Raw genomic sequence first — 22,406 nt, 5'->3', positions numbered from 1 at the left:
GCGAGCGCGAACCGGCGTCAAGAGTCGACAGCAATTCCGTACACCTCGCCGCACGTCCCCGAAAAACGTTCATGGGTTGAAGATTCTGTGCGCGATCTGACGTTCCTTGACACCCCTGCTACCACCTCTTAGCCTCCGCCTGTGACGTGCGTCACCTCGACGGCGGAGTCGTCGGGACCCATACGTCGGTTCTCGGGCTCCGCAGCGCTCCACCGGGAACGCCTTTCTCGGAGGAGACCAGGGTGAGAGCACAACGATGGAAGACCTGGCGGGTGGCCGTGCTCAGCGCGGCGCTCGCGACGGCCGTCACGGTGCCGGCGAGCGCGCTCGTCAGCGGTGCCCCCGGCGAGCAGCGAAGCTCCTCGTCGTCGCCTGGTCGCGAGGCGTTCCGGGGCCAACACCCCGTCGTCCGCACGGACAAGGGTCTGGTCCGGGGTGAGGCGGCAGCGATGGTGACCTCGTTCAAGGGCATCCCGTACGCCGCTCCGCCGGTGCGCGACCTGCGCTGGCGGGCGCCCCGGCCGGCGCGGGCCTGGTCGGGGGTCCGCGACGCCACCGAGTTCGGCGGGTCCTGCGTGCAGGGCACCGGCTGGGACCCCGGCTACGACCAGCCCACCCTGACCGAGGACTGCCTCTACCTCAACGTCTACCGGCCCAGCGGGAGCCGCTCGAAGAACCTGCCGGTGTTCGTGTGGAACCACGGCGGCGGCAACGTGGGCGGGGCCGGGCGCGACACCGATCCGTCGAAGTTCGTGACCCGTCGAGACGTCGTCTACGTGACCATCAACTACCGCATCGGCGCGATGGGCTGGCTGGACACGCCGGCGCTGGAGGCCGACAACCGGGACGGCTCGACCGGCAACTTCGGGCTGCTCGACCAGCAGGCCGCGCTGCGCTGGGTCCAGCGCAACATCCGGTCCTTCGGCGGCGACCCGAACAACGTCACCCTCGCCGGGCAGTCCGCCGGCGCCAGCAACACGGTGGCGCAGCTGGCCTCGCCCGGCGCCCGTGGCCTCTTCGACCGCGCCGCGCTCCACAGCGGCGGTGGCAACCCGGCGCGGACCCTCGAGGCCGCCCGGACCAGTGGCGAGCGGTTCGCTGCCGAGCTGGGCTGCACCGATCCCGCCACCCAGGTCGCCTGCCTGCGCGCTGCCTCGCCCGCCGAGGTCCTGGCCGCGCAGACCACCGTGCGCCAGTCCGGACCCGTGGCCGGCACCCGGGTGCTGCCGCGGGACCCGGTCGAGCTGATGAAGGCCCGCCGGCTCACCGATCTCCCGGTCATCGTGGGCGCGAACTCCGATGAGTCCCAGCAGAGCGTCTTCGGCGCCTACGACTACGTCGGCAACCCGATCACCCCTGAGATGTTCGACGAGCTCGTCACCACGACGTACGGCGAGCAGGCCGACCGCGTCCGCGCGGCGTACCAGGTGGAGGACTACTTCTCCCCCACCGTCGCGTGGGGCGACGTCCAGAGCGACCAGCGGGCGTGCCGCGATCAGACCCTGCGCGACCGGTTGGGCGCGGACACCAGGACCTACGCCTACGAGTTCGCCGAGCAGGACGGGCCGCCGTTCACCTCGATCTGGCTGCTCGACACCGACTACCCCTTCGGCGCGACCCACGTGAACGAGCTGGGCTACCTGTGGGACTACCTCGGCACCTCGCTGCCGCTGTCCACCGACCAGCTCGCGCTCTCCGACCAGATGATCAGCTACTGGGGCGAGTTCGCCCGCGACGGCAGCCCCGACCCGCGCTACGCGCCGCAATGGCCGCGCTACCGCCCCCAGGGTCGGATGCTGCAGTTCACCGCCCCCACGGCACGGGTCGTGACCCACGCGGCGATCGACGCGCAGCACGGCTGCGCCCTGTGGGACGAGGTCGCACCGGCGCCCTGAGCCGCGACCGCGCGGGCCCGGGCCTCGTCGCCCGGGCCCGCGCGGCCCGTCCGGTCATCCACGCCCGCGCCCCGCGCGGCACAACGGAGGAGAAGCACGTTGAGAACAGATCGGCTCAGGATCCCGCGGGCGTTCGCCCGCCACACCCTCCACATCGGACTGGGGGTCGGCCTCGCAGCCGCCCTCGCCGTACCTGCGAGCGCCCTCGCGTCCACGGCTCCCGACGAGCCGGCCGTCGGCCGGGCGGCGACGAGCACGGCAACGACGGACAAGGTCTACGCCGGCGCCACCGTGCGCACCCGCGACGGACGCCTGCGCGGAGCCGTGAAGCAGAACCACCGCGTCTTCAGCGGCATCCGGTACGCCGTCCCGGCCGCCCGTTGGGGAGCACCGAGGCCGCAGCGGCCGTGGACCGGCACGCGCACGGCGTTGAGGCCGGGGGCCGAGTGCGCCCAGCTGGCCGTCTTCTGGCGACCGGGACATGCGGCCAGCCGTGCCGAGGACTGCCTGTTCCTCAACGTCTACACGCCCCGCAGGGCCACCGGGAAGCGCCCGGTCCAGGTGTTCTTCCACGGCGGCGGCGGGATCAACGGCGCCGCGACCGACGCCGCACCGGTCCGGATGGCCGACCAGGGCGACTCCGTGGTCGTCACCGTCAACTACCGCCTCGGCGTGCTGGGCGGCCTCAACCTCCCCGGGCTCGACGTCGAGACTGCCGACGGCCGATCCGGCGGCAACTACGCCAACCTCGACAAGGTCGAGGCGCTGCGCTGGGTCCAGCGCAACATCGCCGCGTTCGGCGGTGACCGCCGGCGCGTGACGATCGCCGGCCAGTCGGCGGGCGCCGGAGCGGTGTGCTGGCTGCTCGCCTCGCCCTCGGCCGCCGGGCTCTTCTCCGCCGCCGTGGTCCAGAGCGCCGGGTCCTGCGGGAACGCCCTGACGCGCGAGGAGTCGCACGCTGCCGGACTGCGGTTCGCCGAGGCCGCCGGGTGTCCCGACGCCGACACGGCGCTGGCCTGCCTGCGCGCCACGAGCGTCGCGGACCTCCTCGACGCCCAGGCCGCGACCGGCACCGGATCGAGCACCGTCGCCGGCGGCAGCGACCTGCCGCTGCTGCCGAAGGACGCGTTCGCCAGCGGACGGTTCAACCGGGTGCCGGTGATCATCGGCAACGTCCGCAACGAGGGCCGCGCCTTCGTCTACGAGGCCAACGACATGGTCCGCCAGCCGGTGACCCCCGCGTCGTACGTCGCCCAGATCGAGAAGGCGTACGGCGAGCGGGCGGCGGAGATCCTCGCGGAGTACCCGCTCTCGGACTACCGCACTCCGGGTGTGGCGCGGGCCAAGGTGCAGACCGACGACCGGGTCTGCACGGCGCTGCCCGTCACCCGGTCGATCTCGCGGTTCACCCCGACCTGGACCTATGAGTTCCGCGACGAGACGGCGCCGCTGCGCCCGTACATGACCATCCCGCCGTCGTACCGGATCGGCTCCGGGCACTCGGCCGAGCTGCCCTACCTGTGGCAGTCCGAGATCGTCGGCTCGCTCAATCGGGCGCAGCTCCGGCTCAGCGGAGTGATGATCGGCCACTGGTCACGACTGGCCCACACCGGGCGCCCGACCGGCAGGGACGTCGGCGCCTGGCCCCGGTTCCGCACCGGGTCCGGCGAGCAGCGGCTGCTGTTCCTCGCCGGCGGGCGTACCCGGGTGATCGCGGGAGACGCGTTCGTCGCCGAGCACCACTGCGACATGTGGCTGGGCTGAGCCCGAGACGGCAGTCGTCGCAGCGGACGTACCGGGGGCGTCAGGACCAGTGCGCCAGCACGTCCTCGACGGAAGTCACCCACCCGAAGGTGAAGCCGATCGTGGTCAGCGCGTGGTCGTGGCGCGCCTTGTCGTACTCCGCGCAGGCGTCGGCGGGCACGTGCACCCGGTAGTCGCGCTGCCCCGCGTCGCGTGCGGTGGTCTCCACGCAGATGTTGGTGGTCACGCCCGCGATCACCAGCTGCCGGATCCCCTGGCTGGTGAGCACCGGCTCGAGCTGGGTGCCGTAGAACGAGCTGGGACGTGACTTGTCGATGACGACCTCCCCCGCCCGCGGTGTCAGGGCCGGGATGATCTCGGCGTCCCAGGTGCCGGTGACCAGCGCGTCGACCTCCCGCATCTGCGGGAGGAGCTCGGTGGGCAGGAGCCCACCGTCGAGGTGGCCGGGCAGGTACACGTAGCGCGTGAAGATGACCGGAATCCCGGCCGCACGGGCGCCCGCGACGAGCCGCTCGCACCCCACGATCGCGGGCAGCAGGCTCTCGTGGGGCATGCCCATCCTGGCCATGGACCCGGCGGGGTCGAGGAAGCCGTTCTGCATGTCGACCACGAGCAGGGCGGTCGTGTCGCCGGACAGGGACATCCTCACCTCACAGGAGCGGGGGCGTCGCTCGCCCGGGGAGCGCCAGTGAACCCGAGGATGTCTGACGCATCAAGGCGCCGCGTCGACCTCCGTGAGCGCCAGGAGCTCCGCTCGGGCGTCGGCCAGCTGATCGGCCGTGAGGTACGGCGTGTTGACGGCGGCCGCCAGCCCCTCCGCGGCGTACCGCACGGCGAGTGCGCGCCCGGCGGGCAGCCCGTCGGCGTCGAACGCCGCGTTCCAGGCGCGGGCGTCCTCCTCCTCGAACGGCGCGGTGAGCTCGGCGTCGAGCGAGCCCAGCGTGGCGAGCAGGCCACTGGGGCTGAAGATGCGCGTGACGTACTCGCTGCCGCCGGTGAGGGCGCGGACGTAGCCGCGGGTGAACTTGCCCGGCCGGTTCTCGCTGAGGTCGACGTGCGCGCGGACCTCCTGCCACATGCGCGCGCAGATGTGCTCGACGAGGTGAGCGGTCAGGTCGTCGCGGGTCGCGAAGTGGTGCATCAGCCCGCTCTTGGTCACCCCGGCGAGCGCGGCGATCTCCGCCAGGCTGACCTTCGTCCCCTTGTGCACGATCGCCCGCTCCGCGGCCTCGAGGATCGCGCGGCGGGTGCGCTCCCGGTCGCGGACCAGCTCTCGCTCACCCATCGCCGTGGCCCACCTTCCTCCCCACCGTGATCACGGACGGAATCATGCGCCACGCGACCACCGCGGCGAGCAGGAGGATCGCGGCCGCCACCATCGCCGTCGTCTGCATCGCGGAGGTGAAGGCCTCCTGCGCGGCCATGACCACCGCTGCGTCCTCGATGGTGACGACAGTCGTCGCCAGCGAGTCGCTCACCGTGTCGATGGCCGCCGGCTCCAGGTCCGCCGGCAGGTCGAGGCGGGCGCGGTACATCGCCATCTGCAACGACCCCAGCAGCGCGATGCCGAGCGCCGCGCCCAGCTCGTAGGCGGTCTCGGCGATGGCCGACGCTGCGCCGGCCCGGTCCTTCGGCACCGCGCTGACCACGGCGTCGGTCGACAGGGTCATCGCGATCCCGACGCCCAGACCCATGACCGCAAGGGCCAGCCCGAGGCCCCAGAAGGTGTCCCAGGTGGCCGTGGCACTGATGCCGGCCAGGCCCACCGCCGCCACCGCGAGGCCCGTGCTGATGGCACGCCCCGCACCCAGTCGTGCGAGCAGCACGCCGATCAGGGCGATCACGACGATCGAGGCCAATGTCGCGGGCAGCTCGGCCAGGCCGGCCTGGAGCGGCCCGAGGCCGCGCACCAGCTGCAGGTACTGGGAGAAGAAGAACAGCAGACCCAGGAAGGCGAAGATCGAGAGCAGGTTGGCAGCGACCGCTCCGCTGAAGGCGGGGACCCGGAACAGCGAGACGTCGAGCAGCGGTACGGCGAGCCGCGCCTGACGCCGCAGGAAGACCCACCCCGCCACCAGCCCGAGGACGAGGGCCGCGACGACCACGGCGTCGAAGCCGCTGGCGATCCAGTGCTTGACGGCGTACACGAGCGGCACGATCGCCAGGATCGACAGCACCGAGGAGGCCAGGTCGATGCGCTGCCCGGCGCGGCCGCGCGACTCCGGCAGCAGGAACCAGCCGGCGACCAGCGCGACGATCATCACCGGCACGTTGATGAGGAACACCGATCCCCACCAGAAGTGCTCCAGCAGCACGCCGCCGACCAGCGGTCCGAGGGCGGCGCCCGCCGTCGCGCCCACCGACCAGAGCGCGATCGCGCGGGTGCGCTGCGCAGCGTCGGCGAACATCGAGCGCACGATCGACAGGGTCGAGGGCATCAGGGTCGCCCCGGCGACGCCGAGCAGCGCGCGTGCCGCGATCAGGGTGCCGGCATCGGGCGAGAACGCCGCCAGCACCGAGGCGGTGCCGAACGCCGCGCTACCGATGAGCAGCAGTCGCTTGCGCCCGATCCGGTCGGCGACGTTGCCCATCGTGATCAACAGCCCGGCCAGCACGAAGGAGTAGATGTCGCCGATCCACAGCAGCTGGCTCGAGGACGGGGCGAGGTCGGCGCTCAGCGACGGGACCGCGAGGTAGAGCACGGTGCCGTCGATCGCCAGCAGCATCACCACGAGCACCAGCACGCCGAGCGCTGCCCACTCGCGTCGCCCGGCGCGCGCTGGCGCCTCGGATGCCGGAGCGGCGGTCTCCTGAGTCATGCGATGGACGCTAACCGACCATGTGGACTGTTGTGCAGTCCGGGCGGTTGTTCGTTTCGTCACCGCCCTGCGGGGCGCTCCGCGAGCGCGGTGTACCCCGAAAACCACAAGCGCCCCCGGTCCTGGTGGACCGGGGGCGCTGCTGTGGCAGGTGAAGGATTCGAACCTTCGAAGGCGTAAGCCGACGGATTTACAGTCCGCTCCCATTGGCCGCTCGGGCAACCTGCCTCATGGTGCTGCCGGCCCGGCTTGGCGGGACGACAACGAGACGAAACAATAGCGTAGGCACAACCGCAGATGAAAAATGCCGGGGTGTCCGTCCCGGTCGGGACGGCCCCGGCCCAACCGAGGAGCAGTCATGGCCGACTCGTCGTTCGACATCGTGAGCAAGATCGACCGCCAGGAGGTCGACAACGCGCTGGGCCAGACCGCGCGCGAGATCGCCACCCGCTTCGACTTCAAGGGCACCGGCGCCACCATCGAGTGGGCCGGCGAGCAGGCGATCGAGATCTCCGCCTCCGCCGACGACCGCGCCAACGCGGTCCTCGACGTCTTCAAGGGCAAGCTCGTCAAGCGCGACGTGAGCCTCAAGATCCTGGACGCCTCCGAGCCGCGTCCGTCGGGGCAGCTGTCCAAGATCTCGATCACGCTCAAGGAGGGCATCTCCTCCGAGGACGCCAAGAAGATCTCCAAGCTGATCCGCGACGAGGGCCCCAAGGGCGTCAAGGCGCAGATCCAGGGCGACGAGCTGCGGGTCAGCTCCAAGAAGCGCGACGACCTCCAGGCCGTCATCTCCCTCGTCAAGGGTCAGGACCTCGACTTCGCGGTGCAGTTCACCAACTACCGCTGAGCCGTACGCCGGGGGCACGGGGGCTTCCCCCGGGCCGAGAACAGGACCGCCCGCCTGAGAAGGGGTGCAGTCTCCTCAGGCGGGCGGCGTTCGGGGGGTGGCGGGCGTCAGCCCGCCACCGGGACCGGGGCCGTGGTGGCCCCGGCGGCAGGAGCCAGCCAGACCTGCTGGCCCTCGGCCAGGCCGAGCTGACGTACGCCGGTGCGGGTCATGAGCACGGTGACGTCGCCCTGGGCGGTGGTGACGGTGATGCGGACCTCGAAGCCCACCCGCAGCAGGCGGGTGATCGTGCCCGACGTGGACAACGGGTCCCCGGGCACCAGCGAGACGTCGATGTCGTGCGGGCGCAGCCGGAGGTTGTCCAGCACCGTCACCTCACCGAGGAAGCCCATCACGAACTCGTTGGCCGGCTCGTCGTAGAGCTGGTCGGGGGTGCCGATCTGCTCCACGCGCCCCTCGTTGATCACCACGATCTCGTCGGAGACCTCGAGGGCCTCCTCCTGGTCGTGGGTCACGAAGACCGTCGTCACGTGCACCTCGTCGTGCAGGCGCCGCAGCCAGTCGCGCAGCTCCTTGCGGACCTTGGCGTCCAGCGCACCGAACGGCTCGTCGAGCAGCAGCACGCTCGGCTCGACCGCCAGGGCCCGCGCCAGGGCCATGCGCTGGCGCTGGCCGCCGGAGAGCTGCGCGGGCAGCCGGTGGGCGAACTGCGAGAGGTGCACCAGGTCGAGGAGCTCCTCGACCCGGCGGGCCACGTCGGCCTTGGGCCGCTTGCGGATCTCCAGGCCGAACGCGACGTTCTTGGCGACGCTCATGTGCTTGAACGCCGCGTAGTGCTGGAAGACGAAGCCGACGTTGCGCTTCTGCGCGGGCAGGTTGGTCGCCTCGACGCCCTCGATGAGGATGCTGCCGGTGTCGGCCGACTCGAGGCCGGCGATGATCCGCAGCAGGGTGGACTTGCCGCCACCACTGGGGCCGAGCAGGGCGGTCAGCTGACCGCTGGGGATCGACACGCTGACGTCGTCGAGCGCGACGAAGTCACCGAACCGCTTGCTCACTCCCTTGACTTCGATGCTCATGGGTTCACGAACCTTTCGGGGTAGCCCGCAAGAGAGGGGGCGGGGCCGGGCCGGGTGCTCCTCACGCCGCTCACCTCTTCTCCTCCTTGGGACGGATGATCGCGACGATGACGATGCAGGCGACGGAGACCATCGCGAGCAGGAAGGCCACCGCGTAGGCGCCCTGCTGGTCGAAGTTGAGGTACTTCTCCTCGACCACGAGGGTGGCGGTCCGGGTCTCGCCGAGGACGTTGCCGGACACGACCTTCACCGCGCCGAACTCGCCCAGGGACCGGGCCATGCTGAGGACGACGCCGTAGACGACCGCCCACTTGATCGCCGGCAGGGTGACGCGCCAGAAGGTCTGCATCGAGCTCGCCCCGAGGCTGCGGGCGGCCTGCTCCTGCTCGGTGCCGATCTCCTCCAGCACCGGCACGACCTCGCGGATCACCAGCGGCAGCGCCACGAAGGCGGTCGCCATCACGAGGCCCGGCGTGGCGAAGATGACCTGGAACCCCGCGCTCTCCAGCGCCGGACCGAACCACCCGTCGCGCCCGCCGTACACCAGCACGAGCGAGACGCCGACCACGATCGGGGACACCGACAGCGGCAGGTCGATCAGCGCGCTCAGGAGCCGCTTGCCGGGGAACTGGTAGCGCACCAGGAGCAGGGACATCCCCACCCCGAAGACGGTGTTGATGACCACCGAGCAGACCGCGACCAGCGCGGTCAGCCGCAGCGCGGTCGTGACGTCGGGGTCCTCGAGGATCTCGCGCACCGAGGTGAGCCCGTCGTCGAAGGTGTTGGTGCCGACCAGCACCACCGGCCAGGCGACCAGCAGCACCAGGTAGGTCACGACGACGAGCCGCATCAGGTACGTCGCGGGGCTCTTCGGGCGCCAGCGTCGCCGCGGCGCGCGTGCGGGCGGGGCCGCGCGGACCGGACGCTCGGCGACGTCGATGTCAGCCACGGGACGCCACCTTCCGCTGGATGATGTCGAGGGCGACGATCACGGCGAGCGAGATCACCAGCAGCACGGTGGCCACCGAGGCCGCGCCGGCCAGGTTGTCGTTCTCGACGCTGCCGAGGATGCGCACCGAGACGACCTCGGTCTTGAACGGCAGGTTGCCCGAGAGCAGCACGAGCGAGCCGTACTCGCTCACCCCGCGCGCGAAGGAGAGCGCGGCGCCGGCCGCGATGGCCGGGGTGAGGCTGGGCAGGATGATGCGGCGAAACGTCGTGAGCCTGCTGGCGCCGAGCGAGGCCGCGGCGTCCTCGACGTCCTTCTCCAGCTCCTCGAGCACCGGCTGCACCATGCGCACCACGAACGGCAGCGTCACGAACAGGAACGCCAAGAACACCGAGGAGCGCTGGTTGGCGACGTCGACGCCCAGGGGGCTGTCGGTGCCGTAGAGGGAGAGCAGCACGAGGCCGGCCACGATCGTGGGCAGCGCGAACGGGATGTCGATGAGGACTTCGAGGGCCGCCTTGCCGGGGAACCGGTCACGGACCAGCACCCAGGCGATGAGCGTTCCCATGAAGACGTTGACCAGGGTGACGAGGGCTGAGGTCAGGACGGTCAGCCGGATCGCCGAGGCGGTCTGCTCGTTGGTGATGGTGGCCCAGAAGCTGCCCCAGCCACCCTCGGCGGCGGTGATGATCACCGCGCAGAGAGGGATGAGGACGAGCAGGCTGAACCAGATCATCGCCACACCCAGGCCCAGGCCGGAGGCCCTGGTCAGGTTGGTGGGCGTGGACGACCGGCGGGGACGCTTCCCCGCCGGTCGGCCACTCGCGATAGTGGTCGTGGCCATGACGAACGCCAGCCGAGGGACTGGTCAGTCCGCCTTGCCGGAGGCAGCGATGGCCTTGGTGATCAGGCCGTCCTCCTCGTCGAAGAACTTCGTGGAGACCGTGTCCCAGTCACCGAAGTCCTTCTCGACCGTCAGCAGGTTGGGCACGGTCGGGAACGGGTCGCTGGGGTCCTTCGCACCCTCCACCGTGCCGCCGAAGTCGACGTCGTCGCGGATCGGGCGGAAGCCGGTCAGCGCGAACTGGCGCTGGCCCTCGTCGCTGAGCACGAAGTCCAGCCAGTCCTGGGCGACCGGGTCGGCGTCCTTGAGCACGGCGCCCGGGTTCTCGATGAGCAGCGTGGTCTCCGGGATGATGTACTCGAAGCCCTCGTCGTTCTGCGCGGCCAGGATCGCCTCGTTCTCGTAGGCCATCAGCACGTCACCGGTGCCGCCGAGGAAGCTGGTGGTCGCGTCGCGACCGCTGCCGGGCAGCGACACGACGTTGGCGAAGAACTTGTCGACGTAGGTCTTGGCCTCGGCCTCGGTGCCGCCGTTGGCCACGACCTGGCCCCAGGCAGCGAGCGCGTTCCAGCGGGCCGCGCCGGAGGAGGCGGGGTTCGGGGTGACGATCTCGACGCCCGGCTTGATCAGGTCGTCCCAGTCCTGGATGTCCTCGGGGTTGCCGTCGCGGACACCGAAGACCACCACCGAGCGCGACACCACGCCCTTGTTGTCCCCCGCGTCCCAGTCGTCCTCGACCAGGCCGGCGTCGACGAGGCGGGTCACGTCGCTGGCGACGGAGAAGTGGACGTAGTCGGCGTCCAGTCCGCTCTCGACCGCGCGGCTCTGGTCGCCGGAGGCGCCGTAGGAGGTCTTGAACCGAATGCCCTCCCCCTCCTCGGTCTTGTTGAACTCCTCGCCGATCGCCTTGTTGGCCGCCTCGGGGACGGCGAAGCCGACGATGCTCAGCGTGTCGCTGTCGCCGCCGTCGGCGTCCCCACCGCACGCCGCGAGCGACAGCGCCAGGCCGCCGGCAAGGCCGCCGGCCACCCACGTCTTCAGGTTCCGCTTCATGATCTGCACCCTTTCGTCGCCACGGCGTAACCGAGGCTCAACAACTAACTCGGCCAGATTAGTCATGTTTGTGGATCTGATGCACATCGAATCGCCGAAGGGGGTCGATTTGGTCTGGACCGCAGCTGCGGGCAGCACGGCGCACCGTCGTCGCGGAGCCGTCCGGACAGGTGAGACGAATCGGTCGGCAGGCGCCGGCGAACTATCGTGGAGACGGCCGCATCGACCGGAGCGCGGGATCGTATATTCGATACGACCTACTCCTAGTACGATCGGCTGGACGTCTGGCCGACCGAGGTGTCGGCGGCCAGCAGGCGACTGAAACAGCAAGGGAAGTGGGCGCGAGGTGTCCAGCGAGACCACCAAGCCGGTCAAGCAGCTCGACCGGGTGATCATCCGTTTTGCCGGTGACTCCGGCGACGGGATGCAGCTGACGGGTGACCGGTTCACTCAGGAGTCGGCGTCGTTCGGCAACGACCTGGCGACGCTGCCGAACTTCCCGGCCGAGATCCGGGCCCCTCAGGGCACGATCCCGGGGGTGTCGTCGTTCCAGGTGCACTTCGCCGACCACGACATCCTGACCCCGGGCGACGCCCCCGACGTGCTGGTCGCGATGAACCCGGCCGCGCTGCGCGCGAACCTGGGCGACCTGCCCAAGGGCGCGACGATCATCGTGGACACCCACGACTTCACCAAGCGCAACCTGGACAAGGCCGGCTACACCGTCAACCCCCTCGACGAGGACAACGACACGCTCGCGGAGTTCGCCGTGCAGCCGGTCGACCTCACCGGGATGACGATCGAGGCGGTCAAGGAGTTCGGGCTCTCGCGCAAGGACGCCGCGCGGGCCAAGAACATGTTCGCCCTCGGCCTGGTCTCCTGGATGTACGGGCGGCCCACCGACTCCACGATCGCGTTCCTGACGCGCCGCTTCGCGAAGGTCCCCGCGATCAGGGATGCGAACATCACCGCGTTCAAGGCCGGCTGGTACTTCGGTGAGACCACCGAGGCGTTCGCGGTCTCCTACGAGGTCAAGCCGGCCCCGGTGGCCGCAGGCACCTACCGCAACATCACCGGCAACCTCGCGCTGGCCTACGGCCTGGTCGCGGCCGGTGTGCAGGCCGACCTGCCGGTGTTCCTGGGCACCTACCCCATCACCCCGGCCTCCGACATCCTGCACGAGCTGAGCAAGCACAAGTCGTTCGGGATCACCACCTTCCAGGCCGAGGACGAGATCGCCGGCATCGGTGCCGCGATCGGGGCGTCCTTCGGTGGCGCACTGGGTGTCACCTCGACCTCGGGGCCCGGTGTGGCGCTGAAGTCCGAGGCGATCGGCCTGGCGGTGATGACCGAGCTGCCGCTGGTGGTGGTCAACGTCCAGCGCGGCGGCCCGTCCACGGGCCTGCCGACCAAGACCGAGCAGTCGGACCTGCTGCAGGCGATGTTCGGGCGCAACGGTGAGTCCCCGGTCCCGGTGATCGCGCCGCAGTCGCCCGGCGACTGCTTCGCCGCCGCGATCGAGGCCGCCCGGATCGCGATCACCTACCGCACCCCGGTGATGCTGCTCTCCGACGGCATGCTGGCCAACGGCTCGGAGCCCTGGCGAGTCCCGGAGGTCGCCGAGCTGCCCCGCATCGAGCCCGGCTTCGCCACCGGCCCCAACCACGTCTCGGCCAAGAACGCCAAGGAGAACGGCCCCGACGCCGAGCCCGACGAGTTCTGGCCCTACCTGCGTGACGCCGACACCCTCGCGCGTCCGTGGGCGGTGCCCGGCACGGCCGGCATCGAGCACCGCATCGGCGGCCTGGAGAAGGCCGACGGGCACGGCAACATCTCCTACGACACCGACAACCACGACAAGATGACCCGGCTGCGCCAGGCCAAGATCGACCGGATCGCCGACTCCCTGCCCCCGCTGGTCGTCGACGACCCCTCCGGTGCCGCGAAGGTCCTGGTCATCGGGTGGGGCTCCACCTACGGCCCCATCGGCGCCGGCATCCGCCGCGTCCGCAAGGCCGGGTTCAACGTCGCCCAGGTCCACCTGCGCCACATCAACCCGTTCCCGAAGGACCTCGGGGAGATCCTCAAGCGCTACGACAAGGTGCTGGTCCCCGAGATGAACCTCGGCCAGCTCTCGCTGCTGCTGCGTGCGGAATACCTGGTCGATGCGATCGGCTACAACCAGGTCCGCGGCCTCCCGCTGAAGGCCGCCGAGCTCGCCGAGGCCATCGCCGAGCTCGTGGCGAAGGCCGAGGGCGTCCCGGTCGACCTGTCCAACACCGACACCGACGACACCGACGCCAACCCCGTCAGCACCCACACCGCTCAGATCGCGGAGGCGAAGAAGTGACGACCACCGATCCCGGCACCGACCTCGGGCTGCCCGCGCTGCGCACCGGCACCGAGCTGGTCCCCAGCACCGACGCCGCGCAGACCGGCAAGGACTACACCTCCGACCAGGAGGTCCGCTGGTGCCCCGGCTGCGGCGACTACGCCGTCCTCAAGGCCGTCCAGGGCTTCCTGCCCGGCCTCGGGCTGCGCCGCGAGAACATCGTGTTCGTCTCCGGCATCGGCTGCTCCAGCCGCTTCCCGTACTACCTCGACACCTTCGGGATGCACTCCATCCACGGCCGTGCGCCCTCGATCGCGACCGGCCTGGCCACCGCGCGCGAGGACCTCTCGGTGTGGGTCGTCACCGGCGACGGCGACGCGCTGTCCATCGGCGGCAACCACCTCATCCATGCCCTGCGCCGCAACGTCAACATGACGATCCTGCTGTTCAACAACCGGATCTACGGCCTCACCAAGGGTCAGTACTCCCCCACCTCCGAGACCGGCAAGGTCACCAAGTCCACCCCGATGGGCTCGGTGGACCACCCGTTCAACCCGGTCTCCCTGGCCCTGGGCGCCGAGGCGTCGTTCGTGGCCCGCACGATCGACTCCGACCGCAAGCACCTCACCTCGGTGCTCGCCGCCGCCGCCGCGCACCGCGGCACCAGCCTGGTCGAGATCTACCAGAACTGCCCGATCTTCAACGACGGCGCGTTCGATGCGATCAAGAACAACGACACCAAGCACGACGCGATCATCCCGCTCGTGCACGGTGAGGCGATCCGCTTCGGCGCCACCCTCGAGGACGGCCTGGGCCACAAGGGCCTGATCCGTGACCCCGCCACCGGCGGCGTCACCGTCGCCGAGGTCTCCGAGGTCGGCACCGAGGCGGTCCTCGTCCACGACGCCCACAACCCCGACCCCTCGATCGCCTTCGCGATCTCGCGGCTCACCGAGATGGGCTACCTCAACCAGACCCCCATCGGGATCTTCCGCCAGGTCGAGCGCCCCACCTACGACGACCAGGCCCGCGCCCAGATCACCACGGCCAAGGGCGACCAGGACGACGACCCCAGCAACCGCCTCGCCGCCCTCATCGGCGGCGGCGACACCTGGACAGTCGTCTGAGCGTCACCTGACCCGCAGCACAGCCACGAGGGCCCCCGCCGACCGGCGGGGGCCCTCGTGCGTCCCGGGCAGGCTGTCCGCGCTCAGCGAAGGGGGTGTCCGCGGAGGCCGCGCTCCCCTAGGCTCCCTGCGATGACCCCACCGGACGCCTCACCGGCCCCCACGACGGAGCACCGGCCCACCCGGTTCACCCTCGTCCCCGACGACTACCACGTGCCCTGGGCGGGGACCGCGGCCGACGGTCGCAGGTTCTTCCTCAGCGACGAGCTCTTCGTCCCCGGCCGGTCGGCCTACGTCGGGCTCTTCCTGTGGGACAGCAGCGGGGTCTTCGAGGAGATCCGGGTCGACGAGGTCGGGCCGGACGACGACGCCGAGCGGCTGGTCGCCTCCCGGCTGGCGGAGCTGGGCGGTCACGTCCTCGAGCCCGTCGAGGTCGAGCCGTTCACCCGAGAGATCGACGGCGTCACGTTCGGATGGCCGGTCGATCGCTACGACGACGGCACCTGGTTCATCCGCATCGAGCCCGGCGACTTCATCGCCTACTACGCTCCGTGGGACGGCCTGGAGTACGACACGTAGTCGCCGCCTATCCTGCTCGGATGCTGGAGCATCGTCGGGGTCTGCTGTTCGGCGCCGCGGCGTACCTCATGTGGGGCGCGTTCCCGCTCTACTTCCCGCTGCTCGAGCCCGCCGGCGCCGTGGAGATCCTCGCCCACCGGGTGGTGTGGTCGGCGGTCACGATGGGCGTGATCGTGCTGGTGATGCGACGCGGTGGCGCCGTGCGCGCGGTGCTGGCCGACCGGCGCAGCGCGCTGCTGCTGGGGCTCGCCGCGATCGTGATCAGCGTGAACTGGGTGACCTACATCTGGGGCGTCAACAACGACCGGGTGGTCGAGGCGTCGCTGGGCTACTTCATCAACCCGCTGGTGACGGTCCTGATGGGCGTGCTGCTCCTCGGCGAGCGACTGCGCCCGCTGCAGTGGGGAGCGATCGGCGTCGCGGCCGCCGCGGTGGCGGTGCTGACCTGGGACTACGGGCACCCGCCGTACGTCGCGCTGGTGCTGGCCTTCTCCTTCGGCAGCTACGGCCTGATCAAGAAGACCGTGGGGGTCGGCGCGATCGAGAGCCTGACCGTGGAGACGGCCCTCCTGGCGCCCCTGGCGACGGCGTACCTGGTCGTGCTCGGGGTGGGCGGCACCGCGCAGTTCGGCCAGCACGGGATCGGGCACGCGCTGCTCTTCATGAGCGCCGGGGTCGTGACCGCGGTGCCGCTGCTGTGCTTCGGCGGGGCGGCCACCCGGATCCCGATGGTCACCCTGGGGCTGTTGCAGTACCTCACGCCGGTGCTGCAGTTCGCCTGCGGCGTGCTGATCTTCGATGAGCAGATGCCGCCCGCGCGCTGGGCCGGCTTCGCGCTCGTCTGGCTCGCCCTCGCGGTGTTCACCGTCGAGGCGCTGCGCCACCGCCGGCGCCAGCTGCGCCTGGCCGTGGACGCCAGCACCGCCGCCTGACGGCCCTGACGTCAGGCGCCGCGGATCGCGACCGCGTCGGCGAACGCCTCGAGCGCGTCGCGCACCGGCCCCTCGGGGACGGCGGCCAGGCGCGCCTTGGCCTCCTGGGCGCGCGCGACGACGTAGGCCCGGGCCTGCTCCATCGCCGGGTGGCGGCGCAGCAGCTCCAGCGCCTCGGCGTGCAGGGCGTCGTCGCTGAGGTCGGCGTCGAGCAGCTCGAGCAGGCGGGCGTCCGCGGGGTCGGTGGAGGCCTTGGCCATCAGCACCGGCAGCGTCGGCACGCCCTCGCGCAGGTCGGTGCCGGGGGTCTTGCCCGACTCCGCGGTCTCCGAGGCGATGTCGAGGATGTCGTCGGAGAGCTGGAAGGCGCTGCCGACGATCTCGCCGTACTCGGCGAGCGCCTCCTCCACCTCGCGCGGCGCGCCGCCGAAGCGGGCGCCGTAGCGCGCCGAGGTGGCGATCAGCGAGCCGGTCTTGCCGGCGACGACCTCGAGGTAGTGCTCGAGCGGGTCCTCGTCGGGGCCGGGCGCGACGGTCTCGAGGATCTGGCCCTCGACCAGGCGGGTGAAGGTCTCCGCCTGGATGCGCACCGCCTCCGAGCCGAGGGTGGCGGTGAGCTCGGAGGACTTCGCGAACAAGAAGTCGCCGGTCAGGATCGCGACCAGGTTGTCCCAGCGGGCGTTGGCCGAGTCGGCGCCGCGGCGCAGGGCCGCCTCGTCCATGACGTCGTCGTGGTAGAGCGACCCGACGTGGGTGATCTCCACGACGCAGGCCGCGGTGACCACGGCGTCGTCCGCCGGGCGCGGGCCGGTCTCGGCCGCGAGCAGCACGAGGAACGGGCGGAAGCGCTTGCCGCCCGCGTCGAGGAGGTGGCTGGCCGCCTCCGTGACGTAGGGGTAGCGGCTCTGGACGTGGGCGTAGAGGGCCTTCTCGACCACGGCGAGGCGTTCGCGCAGGCGCGCTTCCAGAGCCGGATCGGTGACGGGCAGGGCCAGTGTGGAGCTCACCTGAGGAATTGTCCCGCATGGGCCGCGAGGTCGAGCACGGGGCCGGGCACCAGGCCCAGTACGAGCGTCCCCAGCACGCCGACCGCGATCACCGCCGAGGTCGCCAGCGACGGGGTGACCACGCTGGCCACCTCCCCCTCCGGCTCGGTGAAGAACATCAGCCGGATCTGGCGGACGTAGAAGAAGATCGCGATCGCACTCGCGGCGATGGCCACCGCGACGACCGGCCAGGCCCCCGCCGACATGGCCACGGTGAAGACCGCCCACTTGCCGACGAACCCGGCGGTGAGCGGGATCCCGGCCATCGAGAGCAGCAGCAGCGCGAACGCGCCGGCGACCAGCGGCGAGCGCCGCCCGAGGCCCGCCCACCGCTCGAACGACGTCGCCTCGCCGCCGGCGTCGCGCACCAGGGTGACGATGCCGAACGCCGCGACCATCGCGAAGCCGTACGTCGCCAGGTAGAACAGCACCGCCTGCATCGAGGTGACCTCGCCGTCCGCGAGGTCGGAGGTCGCCTGGACGCCGAGCACGCCGGTGAGCAGGAACCCGGTGTGCGCGATCGAGGAGTAGGCCAGCATCCGCTTCACGTCGCGCTGGGCGACGGCGAGCACGGCGCCGACGAGCATGGTGAGGATGGCGACCACCCACAGCATCGGCTGCCAGTCCCACCGGTTCGCACCGAACGCGACCTGGAACAGCCGCATCAGCGCGCCGAACGCCGCGATCTTGGTGCACGCGGCCATGAACGCGGTGACGGCCGTGGGCGCGCCCTGGTAGACGTCGGGGGTCCAGGCGTGGAACGGCGCGGCGCCCACCTTGAACAGCAGGCCGACGGCCAGCATGCCGATGCCGATCAGCAGCAGCGGCGAGCTGCCGCCCCCGTTGCGCACGGCCTCGGCGATCCGCTCCAGCTGCATCGACCCGGCGAAGCCGTAGGTCATCGCCACGCCGTAGAGGAAGAAGGCCGAGGAGAACGCGCCGAGCAGGAAGTACTTCAGCGCGGCCTCCTGGCTCAGCAGGCGGCGACGCCGCGCCAGCCCGCACAGCAGGTACAGCGGCAGCGAGAGCACCTCGAGGGCGACGAACATCGTCAGCAGGTCGCCGGAGGCGGGGAACAGCATCATGCCGCCGACGGCGAACATCATCAGCGGGTAGACCTCGGTGTGGTCCAGGCCCTGGCTGGACGCGCGCCGCTCGGCCTCGGTGCCGGGCAGCGCCGCGGCCTGGCCGGCGAACGCCGAGAGCCCGCCCTCGAGGCGGCGCTCGGAGAACAGCATCAGCCCGCCGGCGGCGAACAGCAGGATCAGGCCCCACAAGAACACGCTCGGCCCGTCGACCACGATCGTGCCGCCCGCGGCGACCAGGCCACGCGCGGCCCCGTCGGCGACCACGTCGAGGTCGGTGGCGACCCAGACGGTGGTGGCGAAGGCGGCGACCAGGCCGACGCCGGACAGCGCGAGCTGGATCGGTCGGCGCAGCGGGCGCGGCGCGAAGGCCTCCACGAGCACCCCGACGACGGCCACGCCGAAGACGATCAGCAGCGGCGCCAGCTCGGCGTACTCGACGGTGGGCTTGACGAACTCCATCAGTGGCCTTCCTCGGTCTCGCCGACGATGGCGGCGCTCTCGTCGACCTGCGGCGGGTCGTCACTGACCCCGACGTGGCTGAGCAGGGACTCGACCGTCGGGTTGCTGACGTCGAGCAGCGGCATCGGCCAGAAGCCGAACAGCACCAGGCCGACGACCAGCGGCGCCGCGGCGACGACCTCGCGGACGCCGAGGTCGCGGGTGGTGAGCGCGGCCGGGGCCGGGCTCAGCGTGACGGCGGGTGCCGCGCCGGGCTCGGGGGCACCGGCCGGTCCGCCGACGGGGGCGCCGACCGGGACGGGGGTGCCGGGCTCGGTGCTGGGGTCGGTCTCGACCTCCACCCGGCCCGGGCCGGTCATGATCCGCTGGTAGGCCCACAGCACGTAGATCGCCGCGAGCACGATGCCGGTGACCGCGACCGCACCGGCGAGCCAGTGGTAGTCGAACGCGGCCACGATGACCAGGAACTCCGAGACGAACGGGCTCAGGCCGGGCAGGCTCAAGGTGGCCAGACCCGCGACGAGGAAGAGCCCGGCGAGCACCGGCATGGTGCGCTCGTAGCCGCCCATCTCGCTGATCAGCGTGGTGCCGCGGCGCCGGATCAGGTAGCCCGCCACCAGGAACAGCGCGGCGGTGCCGAGACCGTGGTTGACCATGTAGAGCACGGCGCCGCTGCCGCCCAGGGTGCTCATCGCGAAGATGCCCAGGGTGATGAAGCCGAAGTGGCTCAGCGAGGTCAGGCCGATCAGGCGCAGCAGGTCGTCCTGGCCGATCGCCACGAGCGCGCCGTAGACGATCGAGATCAGCGCGATCACCACCACCAGCGGGGTGGCCCACTGCGAGGCCTCGGGGAAGATGCCGAGGCAGAAGCGCAGCATGCCGAAGGTGCCGATCTTGTCGAGCACGCAGACCAGCAGGATCGAGGTGCCGGGGGTCGCCTTCTCGGTGGTGTCGGCCAGCCAGGTGTGCACCGGGAACAGCGGCGCCTTGATCGCGAAGGCGATGAAGAACCCGGCGAACAGCCAGCGGCCCGCGGTGGTGTCGATGTCCAGCGCCATCAGGTCGCTCAGGAGGTACGACGGGGTGCCGGCGTCGGCGGAGACGACGTACAGCCCGATGACGGCGGCGAGGAGCACGAGGCCGCCGACGAGCTGGAACATCAAGAACTTCACCGCGGCGGCCGAGCGACCGACCCGGCCGAAGCCGCCGATCAGGAAGTAGGCGGGGATCAGCGTGGCCTCGAAGACCACGTAGAACAAGAACACGTCGGTGGCGGTGAACACCGCCAGCGAGAGGCCCTCGAGGGCCAGGGTCCAGGCGACGAAGGCACGCGGGTCCTCCGCGCCGTCGTCCCAGGCACCGAGGAGCACCACCGGGACGAGCACCACTGTCAGCAGCACCAGCAGCAGCCCGAGGCCGTCGATGCCGAGGGCATAGTGGACGCCGAACGCCTCGATCCAGGTGTGGGTCTCGGTGAGCTGCATGCCGCCGTCGACGTCGAACTGCGCGGCGATCGCCACCGCGACCGCCGCGGTCAGCAGCGCGACCCCGATGCCCACCTGCTTGAGCAGGGTGGCGGAGCTGCGCGGCATCAGCGCCACCGCCAGCGCGCCGAGCAGCGGGACCGCGAAGAGGACGGTGAGCCAGGGAAGGTCGGACATCAGATCGTCACCGCCAGGAGGGCGACGACGACCAGCAGGCCGCCGCCGAGCACGGACAGGGCATAGGAGCGGACGTAGCCGTTCTGGGCCCGCCGCAGCCCGCGGCCGAGGCCGCCGATCGCGGCCGCGGTCCCGGTGAAGAGGCCGTCGACGACGCGGCGGTCGGCGGTGGTGAGCCCGCGGGTGAGCGCGCCGCCGGGGCGCACCACGAGGGTGTCGTTGATCGCGTCGCCGTACAGGTCGGCGCGCGCGGCCCGGGTGGCGAGCGAGACCCGCTGCGGCGGGGCCACCGGCACCTCGTGCCGCCCGACGAGGAACCAGGCCAGGGCGACGCCGACCGCGACGACGGCCACCGCCAGCGCGGTCACGGCCAGCACCGGGATCGGCGGCGAGTGGTGCTCGGCGGTCCCGACCACGGGGGCGAGCCAGTCGACGATCCAGTCGCCCAGCAGCAGCACGCCGCCGAGGACCGAGAGCGCGGCCAGCACGATCAGCGGCACCGTCATCACGGCGGGTGACTCGTGCGGGTGCGCGTCGTCGCGCCAGCGCTTGGAGGTGAAGAAGGTGAGCAGCATCAGCCGGGTCATGTAGAAGGCGGTGATGCCCGCGCCGAGGAGGGCGAGCAGGCCGACCAGCCAGCTGTCGGCGAGCGCGGTCTCGATCAGCTTGTCCTTGGACCAGAACCCGGAGAAGCCGGGGAACCCGATGATCGCGAGGTAGCCCATCGAGAAGGTGAGGAACGTGATCGGCATCGCGTGGCGCAGGGCCCCGTAGCGCCGCATGTCCACCTCGTCGTTCATGCCGTGCATGACCGAGCCGGCGCCGAGGAACATGTTGGCCTTGAAGAAGCCGTGGACCAGCAGGTGGAAGATCGCGAAGGCGTAGCCCGCGGCGCCCAGGCCGGCGCCCAGCATCATGTAGCCGATCTGGCTCATCGTCGAGCCGGCCAGCACCTTCTTGATGTCGTCCTTGGCGCAACCGATGATCGCGCCCCACAGCAGCGTGACCACGGCGACCGCCACGACCGCCGTCTGTGCGTCGGGGGCGCGCTCGAAGACGAAGTTGGAGCGGACCACCAGGTAGACGCCGGCGGTGACCATGGTGGCGGCGTGGATCAGGGCCGAGACCGGGGTCGGGCCCTCCATCGCGTCCAGGAGCCAGGCCTGGAGCGGCACCTGGGCGGACTTGCCGCAGGCGGCGAGCAGGAGCAGCAGCCCGATCGCGGTCAGCGTGGACTCCGACGCGCCGCCGGCCAGGGCGCTCACGCCGCTGAAGCTGGTGGTGCCGAAGGTGACGAAGAGCAGCGCGATCGCCAGCGCCATCCCGATGTCGCCGACACGGTTGATGACGAACGCCTTCTTCGCCGCCGCGGCCGCGCTCGGCTTGTGCTGCCAGAAGCCGATCAGCAGGTACGACGCGAGGCCGACGCCCTCCCAGCCGAGGAACAGCACCAGGTAGTTCTCCGCCAGGACCAGCACCAGCATCGCCGCGACGAAGAGGTTGAGGTAGGCGAAGAAGCGCCGGCGCCGCGGGTCGTGGCTCATGTAGCCGATCGAGTACACGTGGATCAGCGCGCCGACGCCGGTGATCAGCAGCAGGAACAGCGCCGACAGCGGGTCGTAGAGCAGGTCCATCCCGACGTCCAGCCCGCCGACCTGGATCCAGTCGTAGAGGTGGCGCACCACCTGACGGTCGTCGTCGGGACGACCGAGCAGGTCGACGAAGAGCGCCACGCTCAGGGCGAAGGAGCCGGTGATGGTCGCGGTGCCGAGCCAGTGCCCCCAGCGGTCGGTGGCGCGACCGCCGAGCAGCAGGACGACGGCGCCGGCGAGCGGCAGCGCGACGACCAGCCAGATCAGCGACTGGACGCCGTCCGCGGCGGCCGGGTCGACCAGGGGGACGCTCTCTGCGAGGGCATACATCGAGGCG

Annotated in this window: 18 protein-coding genes and 1 tRNA gene; 7 read left to right on the top strand and 12 right to left on the bottom strand. The window is 71.1% G+C overall.

Annotated features, from left to right (window positions below; all coding sequences use genetic code 11):
- The first annotated feature begins 242 nt into the window (after nucleotides 1-242).
- Together GFH29_RS02860 and GFH29_RS02855 are read left to right on the top strand one after the other, a co-directional pair.
- Entirely contained in the window at nucleotides 243-1,895 is a 1,653-nt protein-coding gene (locus GFH29_RS02860) for a carboxylesterase/lipase family protein (RefSeq protein ID WP_153337086.1), read from the top strand.
- A gap of 99 nt (nucleotides 1,896-1,994) precedes the next feature.
- Nucleotides 1,995-3,659, top strand: a complete 1,665-nt coding sequence (locus tag GFH29_RS02855; RefSeq protein ID WP_153321960.1) for a carboxylesterase/lipase family protein — start codon at nucleotides 1,995-1,997, stop codon at nucleotides 3,657-3,659.
- A gap of 40 nt (nucleotides 3,660-3,699) precedes the next feature.
- Here the strand turns inward: GFH29_RS02855 and GFH29_RS02850 are convergent, their stop codons facing one another.
- The 4 genes from GFH29_RS02850 to GFH29_RS02835 form a co-directional block, all read right to left on the bottom strand.
- Nucleotides 3,700-4,302: a cysteine hydrolase family protein gene (locus tag GFH29_RS02850; protein ID WP_153321959.1), complete on the bottom strand. Its 603-nt coding sequence runs from the start codon at nucleotides 4,300-4,302 to the stop codon at nucleotides 3,700-3,702.
- A 69-nt stretch (nucleotides 4,303-4,371) separates the two neighbouring features.
- Nucleotides 4,372-4,944 (bottom strand): TetR/AcrR family transcriptional regulator, encoded by a 573-nt coding sequence (locus tag GFH29_RS02845; RefSeq protein ID WP_153321958.1) that lies wholly within the window; start codon nucleotides 4,942-4,944, stop codon nucleotides 4,372-4,374.
- Nucleotides 4,937-6,478, bottom strand: a complete 1,542-nt coding sequence (locus GFH29_RS02840; RefSeq protein ID WP_153321957.1) for an MFS transporter — start codon at nucleotides 6,476-6,478, stop codon at nucleotides 4,937-4,939. The genes GFH29_RS02845 and GFH29_RS02840 overlap by 8 nt, the downstream gene beginning before the upstream one ends.
- Nucleotides 6,479-6,623: 145 nt before the next feature.
- Nucleotides 6,624-6,706, bottom strand: a tRNA-Tyr gene (locus GFH29_RS02835).
- 130 nt (nucleotides 6,707-6,836) lie between these two features.
- On the opposite strand from GFH29_RS02835, the gene GFH29_RS02830 reads away from it, so the two are divergent.
- The gene (locus tag GFH29_RS02830; RefSeq protein ID WP_153321956.1) at nucleotides 6,837-7,328 is read left to right on the top strand and encodes a YajQ family cyclic di-GMP-binding protein; all 492 of its coding nucleotides are present in this window, start codon (nucleotides 6,837-6,839) and stop codon (nucleotides 7,326-7,328) included.
- A 107-nt stretch (nucleotides 7,329-7,435) separates the two neighbouring features.
- Here GFH29_RS02830 and GFH29_RS02825 read toward each other — a convergent pair whose 3' ends face one another.
- The 4 genes from GFH29_RS02825 to GFH29_RS02810 form a co-directional block, all read right to left on the bottom strand.
- On the bottom strand, nucleotides 7,436-8,407 hold the full coding sequence (locus GFH29_RS02825; RefSeq protein ID WP_153321955.1) for a sulfate/molybdate ABC transporter ATP-binding protein: 972 nt from the start codon (nucleotides 8,405-8,407) through the stop codon (nucleotides 7,436-7,438).
- 70 nt (nucleotides 8,408-8,477) lie between these two features.
- Complete coding sequence (locus GFH29_RS02820; protein ID WP_228387725.1) at nucleotides 8,478-9,356, bottom strand: sulfate ABC transporter permease; 879 nt, start codon at nucleotides 9,354-9,356, stop codon at nucleotides 8,478-8,480.
- The gene (gene cysT, locus GFH29_RS02815; protein WP_153321954.1) at nucleotides 9,349-10,200 is read right to left on the bottom strand and encodes a sulfate ABC transporter permease subunit CysT; all 852 of its coding nucleotides are present in this window, start codon (nucleotides 10,198-10,200) and stop codon (nucleotides 9,349-9,351) included. The genes GFH29_RS02820 and cysT overlap by 8 nt, the downstream gene beginning before the upstream one ends.
- Before the next feature lie 24 nt (nucleotides 10,201-10,224).
- Nucleotides 10,225-11,253: a sulfate ABC transporter substrate-binding protein gene (locus GFH29_RS02810; protein ID WP_153321953.1), complete on the bottom strand. Its 1,029-nt coding sequence runs from the start codon at nucleotides 11,251-11,253 to the stop codon at nucleotides 10,225-10,227.
- 346 nt (nucleotides 11,254-11,599) lie between these two features.
- Here GFH29_RS02810 and GFH29_RS02805 point away from each other — a divergent pair, with 346 nt between their 5' ends.
- The 4 genes from GFH29_RS02805 to rarD all read left to right on the top strand — a co-directional run bounded on the left by GFH29_RS02805 (nucleotide 11,600) and on the right by rarD (nucleotide 16,223).
- Nucleotides 11,600-13,603, top strand: a complete 2,004-nt coding sequence (locus GFH29_RS02805) for a 2-oxoacid:acceptor oxidoreductase subunit alpha (protein WP_153321952.1) — start codon at nucleotides 11,600-11,602, stop codon at nucleotides 13,601-13,603.
- Nucleotides 13,600-14,712, top strand: coding sequence for a 2-oxoacid:ferredoxin oxidoreductase subunit beta (locus GFH29_RS02800; protein ID WP_194289574.1), 1,113 nt, complete (start codon nucleotides 13,600-13,602; stop codon nucleotides 14,710-14,712). Before GFH29_RS02805 ends, GFH29_RS02800 begins: the two co-directional genes overlap by 4 nt.
- A gap of 132 nt (nucleotides 14,713-14,844) precedes the next feature.
- Complete coding sequence (locus tag GFH29_RS02795; RefSeq protein WP_153321951.1) at nucleotides 14,845-15,291, top strand: hypothetical protein; 447 nt, start codon at nucleotides 14,845-14,847, stop codon at nucleotides 15,289-15,291.
- A 20-nt stretch (nucleotides 15,292-15,311) separates the two neighbouring features.
- Nucleotides 15,312-16,223 (top strand): EamA family transporter RarD, encoded by a 912-nt coding sequence (gene rarD, locus GFH29_RS02790; protein ID WP_153321950.1) that lies wholly within the window; start codon nucleotides 15,312-15,314, stop codon nucleotides 16,221-16,223.
- Nucleotides 16,224-16,234: 11 nt separating this feature from the next.
- Here rarD and GFH29_RS02785 read toward each other — a convergent pair whose 3' ends face one another.
- The 4 genes from GFH29_RS02785 to nuoL are packed head-to-tail and all read right to left on the bottom strand — an operon-like array spanning nucleotide 16,235 to nucleotide 22,399.
- Nucleotides 16,235-17,230 (bottom strand): polyprenyl synthetase family protein, encoded by a 996-nt coding sequence (locus GFH29_RS02785; RefSeq protein WP_416224760.1) that lies wholly within the window; start codon nucleotides 17,228-17,230, stop codon nucleotides 16,235-16,237.
- Nucleotides 17,227-18,816: an NADH-quinone oxidoreductase subunit NuoN gene (gene nuoN, locus GFH29_RS02780; RefSeq protein WP_153321949.1), complete on the bottom strand. Its 1,590-nt coding sequence runs from the start codon at nucleotides 18,814-18,816 to the stop codon at nucleotides 17,227-17,229. The genes GFH29_RS02785 and nuoN overlap by 4 nt, the downstream gene beginning before the upstream one ends.
- The gene (locus GFH29_RS02775; RefSeq protein WP_153321948.1) at nucleotides 18,816-20,477 is read right to left on the bottom strand and encodes an NADH-quinone oxidoreductase subunit M; all 1,662 of its coding nucleotides are present in this window, start codon (nucleotides 20,475-20,477) and stop codon (nucleotides 18,816-18,818) included. Before GFH29_RS02775 ends, nuoN begins: the two co-directional genes overlap by 1 nt.
- Nucleotides 20,477-22,399: an NADH-quinone oxidoreductase subunit L gene (gene nuoL, locus GFH29_RS02770; protein ID WP_153321947.1), complete on the bottom strand. Its 1,923-nt coding sequence runs from the start codon at nucleotides 22,397-22,399 to the stop codon at nucleotides 20,477-20,479. Before nuoL ends, GFH29_RS02775 begins: the two co-directional genes overlap by 1 nt.
- Nucleotides 22,400-22,406 lie beyond the last annotated feature (7 nt).

This window comes from Nocardioides sp. dk884 (assembly GCF_009557055.1).
Classification (GTDB): domain Bacteria; phylum Actinomycetota; class Actinomycetes; order Propionibacteriales; family Nocardioidaceae; genus Nocardioides.
Note: the sequence above shows the minus strand (reverse complement) of the source record. Positions and strands in the feature narration are given on the sequence as shown.

Bases quoted from the DNA above. Each gene is read 5' to 3' on its own strand.
- GFH29_RS02840 (WP_153321957.1), bottom strand. From the start codon at position 6,478: ATGACTCAGGAGACCGCCGCTCCGGCATCCGAGGCGCCAGCGCGCGCC.
- GFH29_RS02825 (WP_153321955.1), bottom strand. From the start codon at position 8,407: ATGAGCATCGAAGTCAAGGGAGTGAGCAAGCGGTTCGGTGACTTCGTC.
- GFH29_RS02830 (WP_153321956.1), top strand. From the start codon at position 6,837: ATGGCCGACTCGTCGTTCGACATCGTGAGCAAGATCGACCGCCAGGAG.
- GFH29_RS02845 (WP_153321958.1), bottom strand. From the start codon at position 4,944: ATGGGTGAGCGAGAGCTGGTCCGCGACCGGGAGCGCACCCGCCGCGCG.
- nuoL (WP_153321947.1), bottom strand. From the start codon at position 22,399: ATGTATGCCCTCGCAGAGAGCGTCCCCCTGGTCGACCCGGCCGCCGCG.
- GFH29_RS02850 (WP_153321959.1), bottom strand. From the start codon at position 4,302: ATGTCCCTGTCCGGCGACACGACCGCCCTGCTCGTGGTCGACATGCAG.
- rarD (WP_153321950.1), top strand. From the start codon at position 15,312: ATGCTGGAGCATCGTCGGGGTCTGCTGTTCGGCGCCGCGGCGTACCTC.
- GFH29_RS02775 (WP_153321948.1), bottom strand. From the start codon at position 20,477: ATGTCCGACCTTCCCTGGCTCACCGTCCTCTTCGCGGTCCCGCTGCTC.
- cysT (WP_153321954.1), bottom strand. From the start codon at position 10,200: ATGGCCACGACCACTATCGCGAGTGGCCGACCGGCGGGGAAGCGTCCC.
- GFH29_RS02810 (WP_153321953.1), bottom strand. From the start codon at position 11,253: ATGAAGCGGAACCTGAAGACGTGGGTGGCCGGCGGCCTTGCCGGCGGC.
- nuoN (WP_153321949.1), bottom strand. From the start codon at position 18,816: ATGGAGTTCGTCAAGCCCACCGTCGAGTACGCCGAGCTGGCGCCGCTG.
- GFH29_RS02795 (WP_153321951.1), top strand. From the start codon at position 14,845: ATGACCCCACCGGACGCCTCACCGGCCCCCACGACGGAGCACCGGCCC.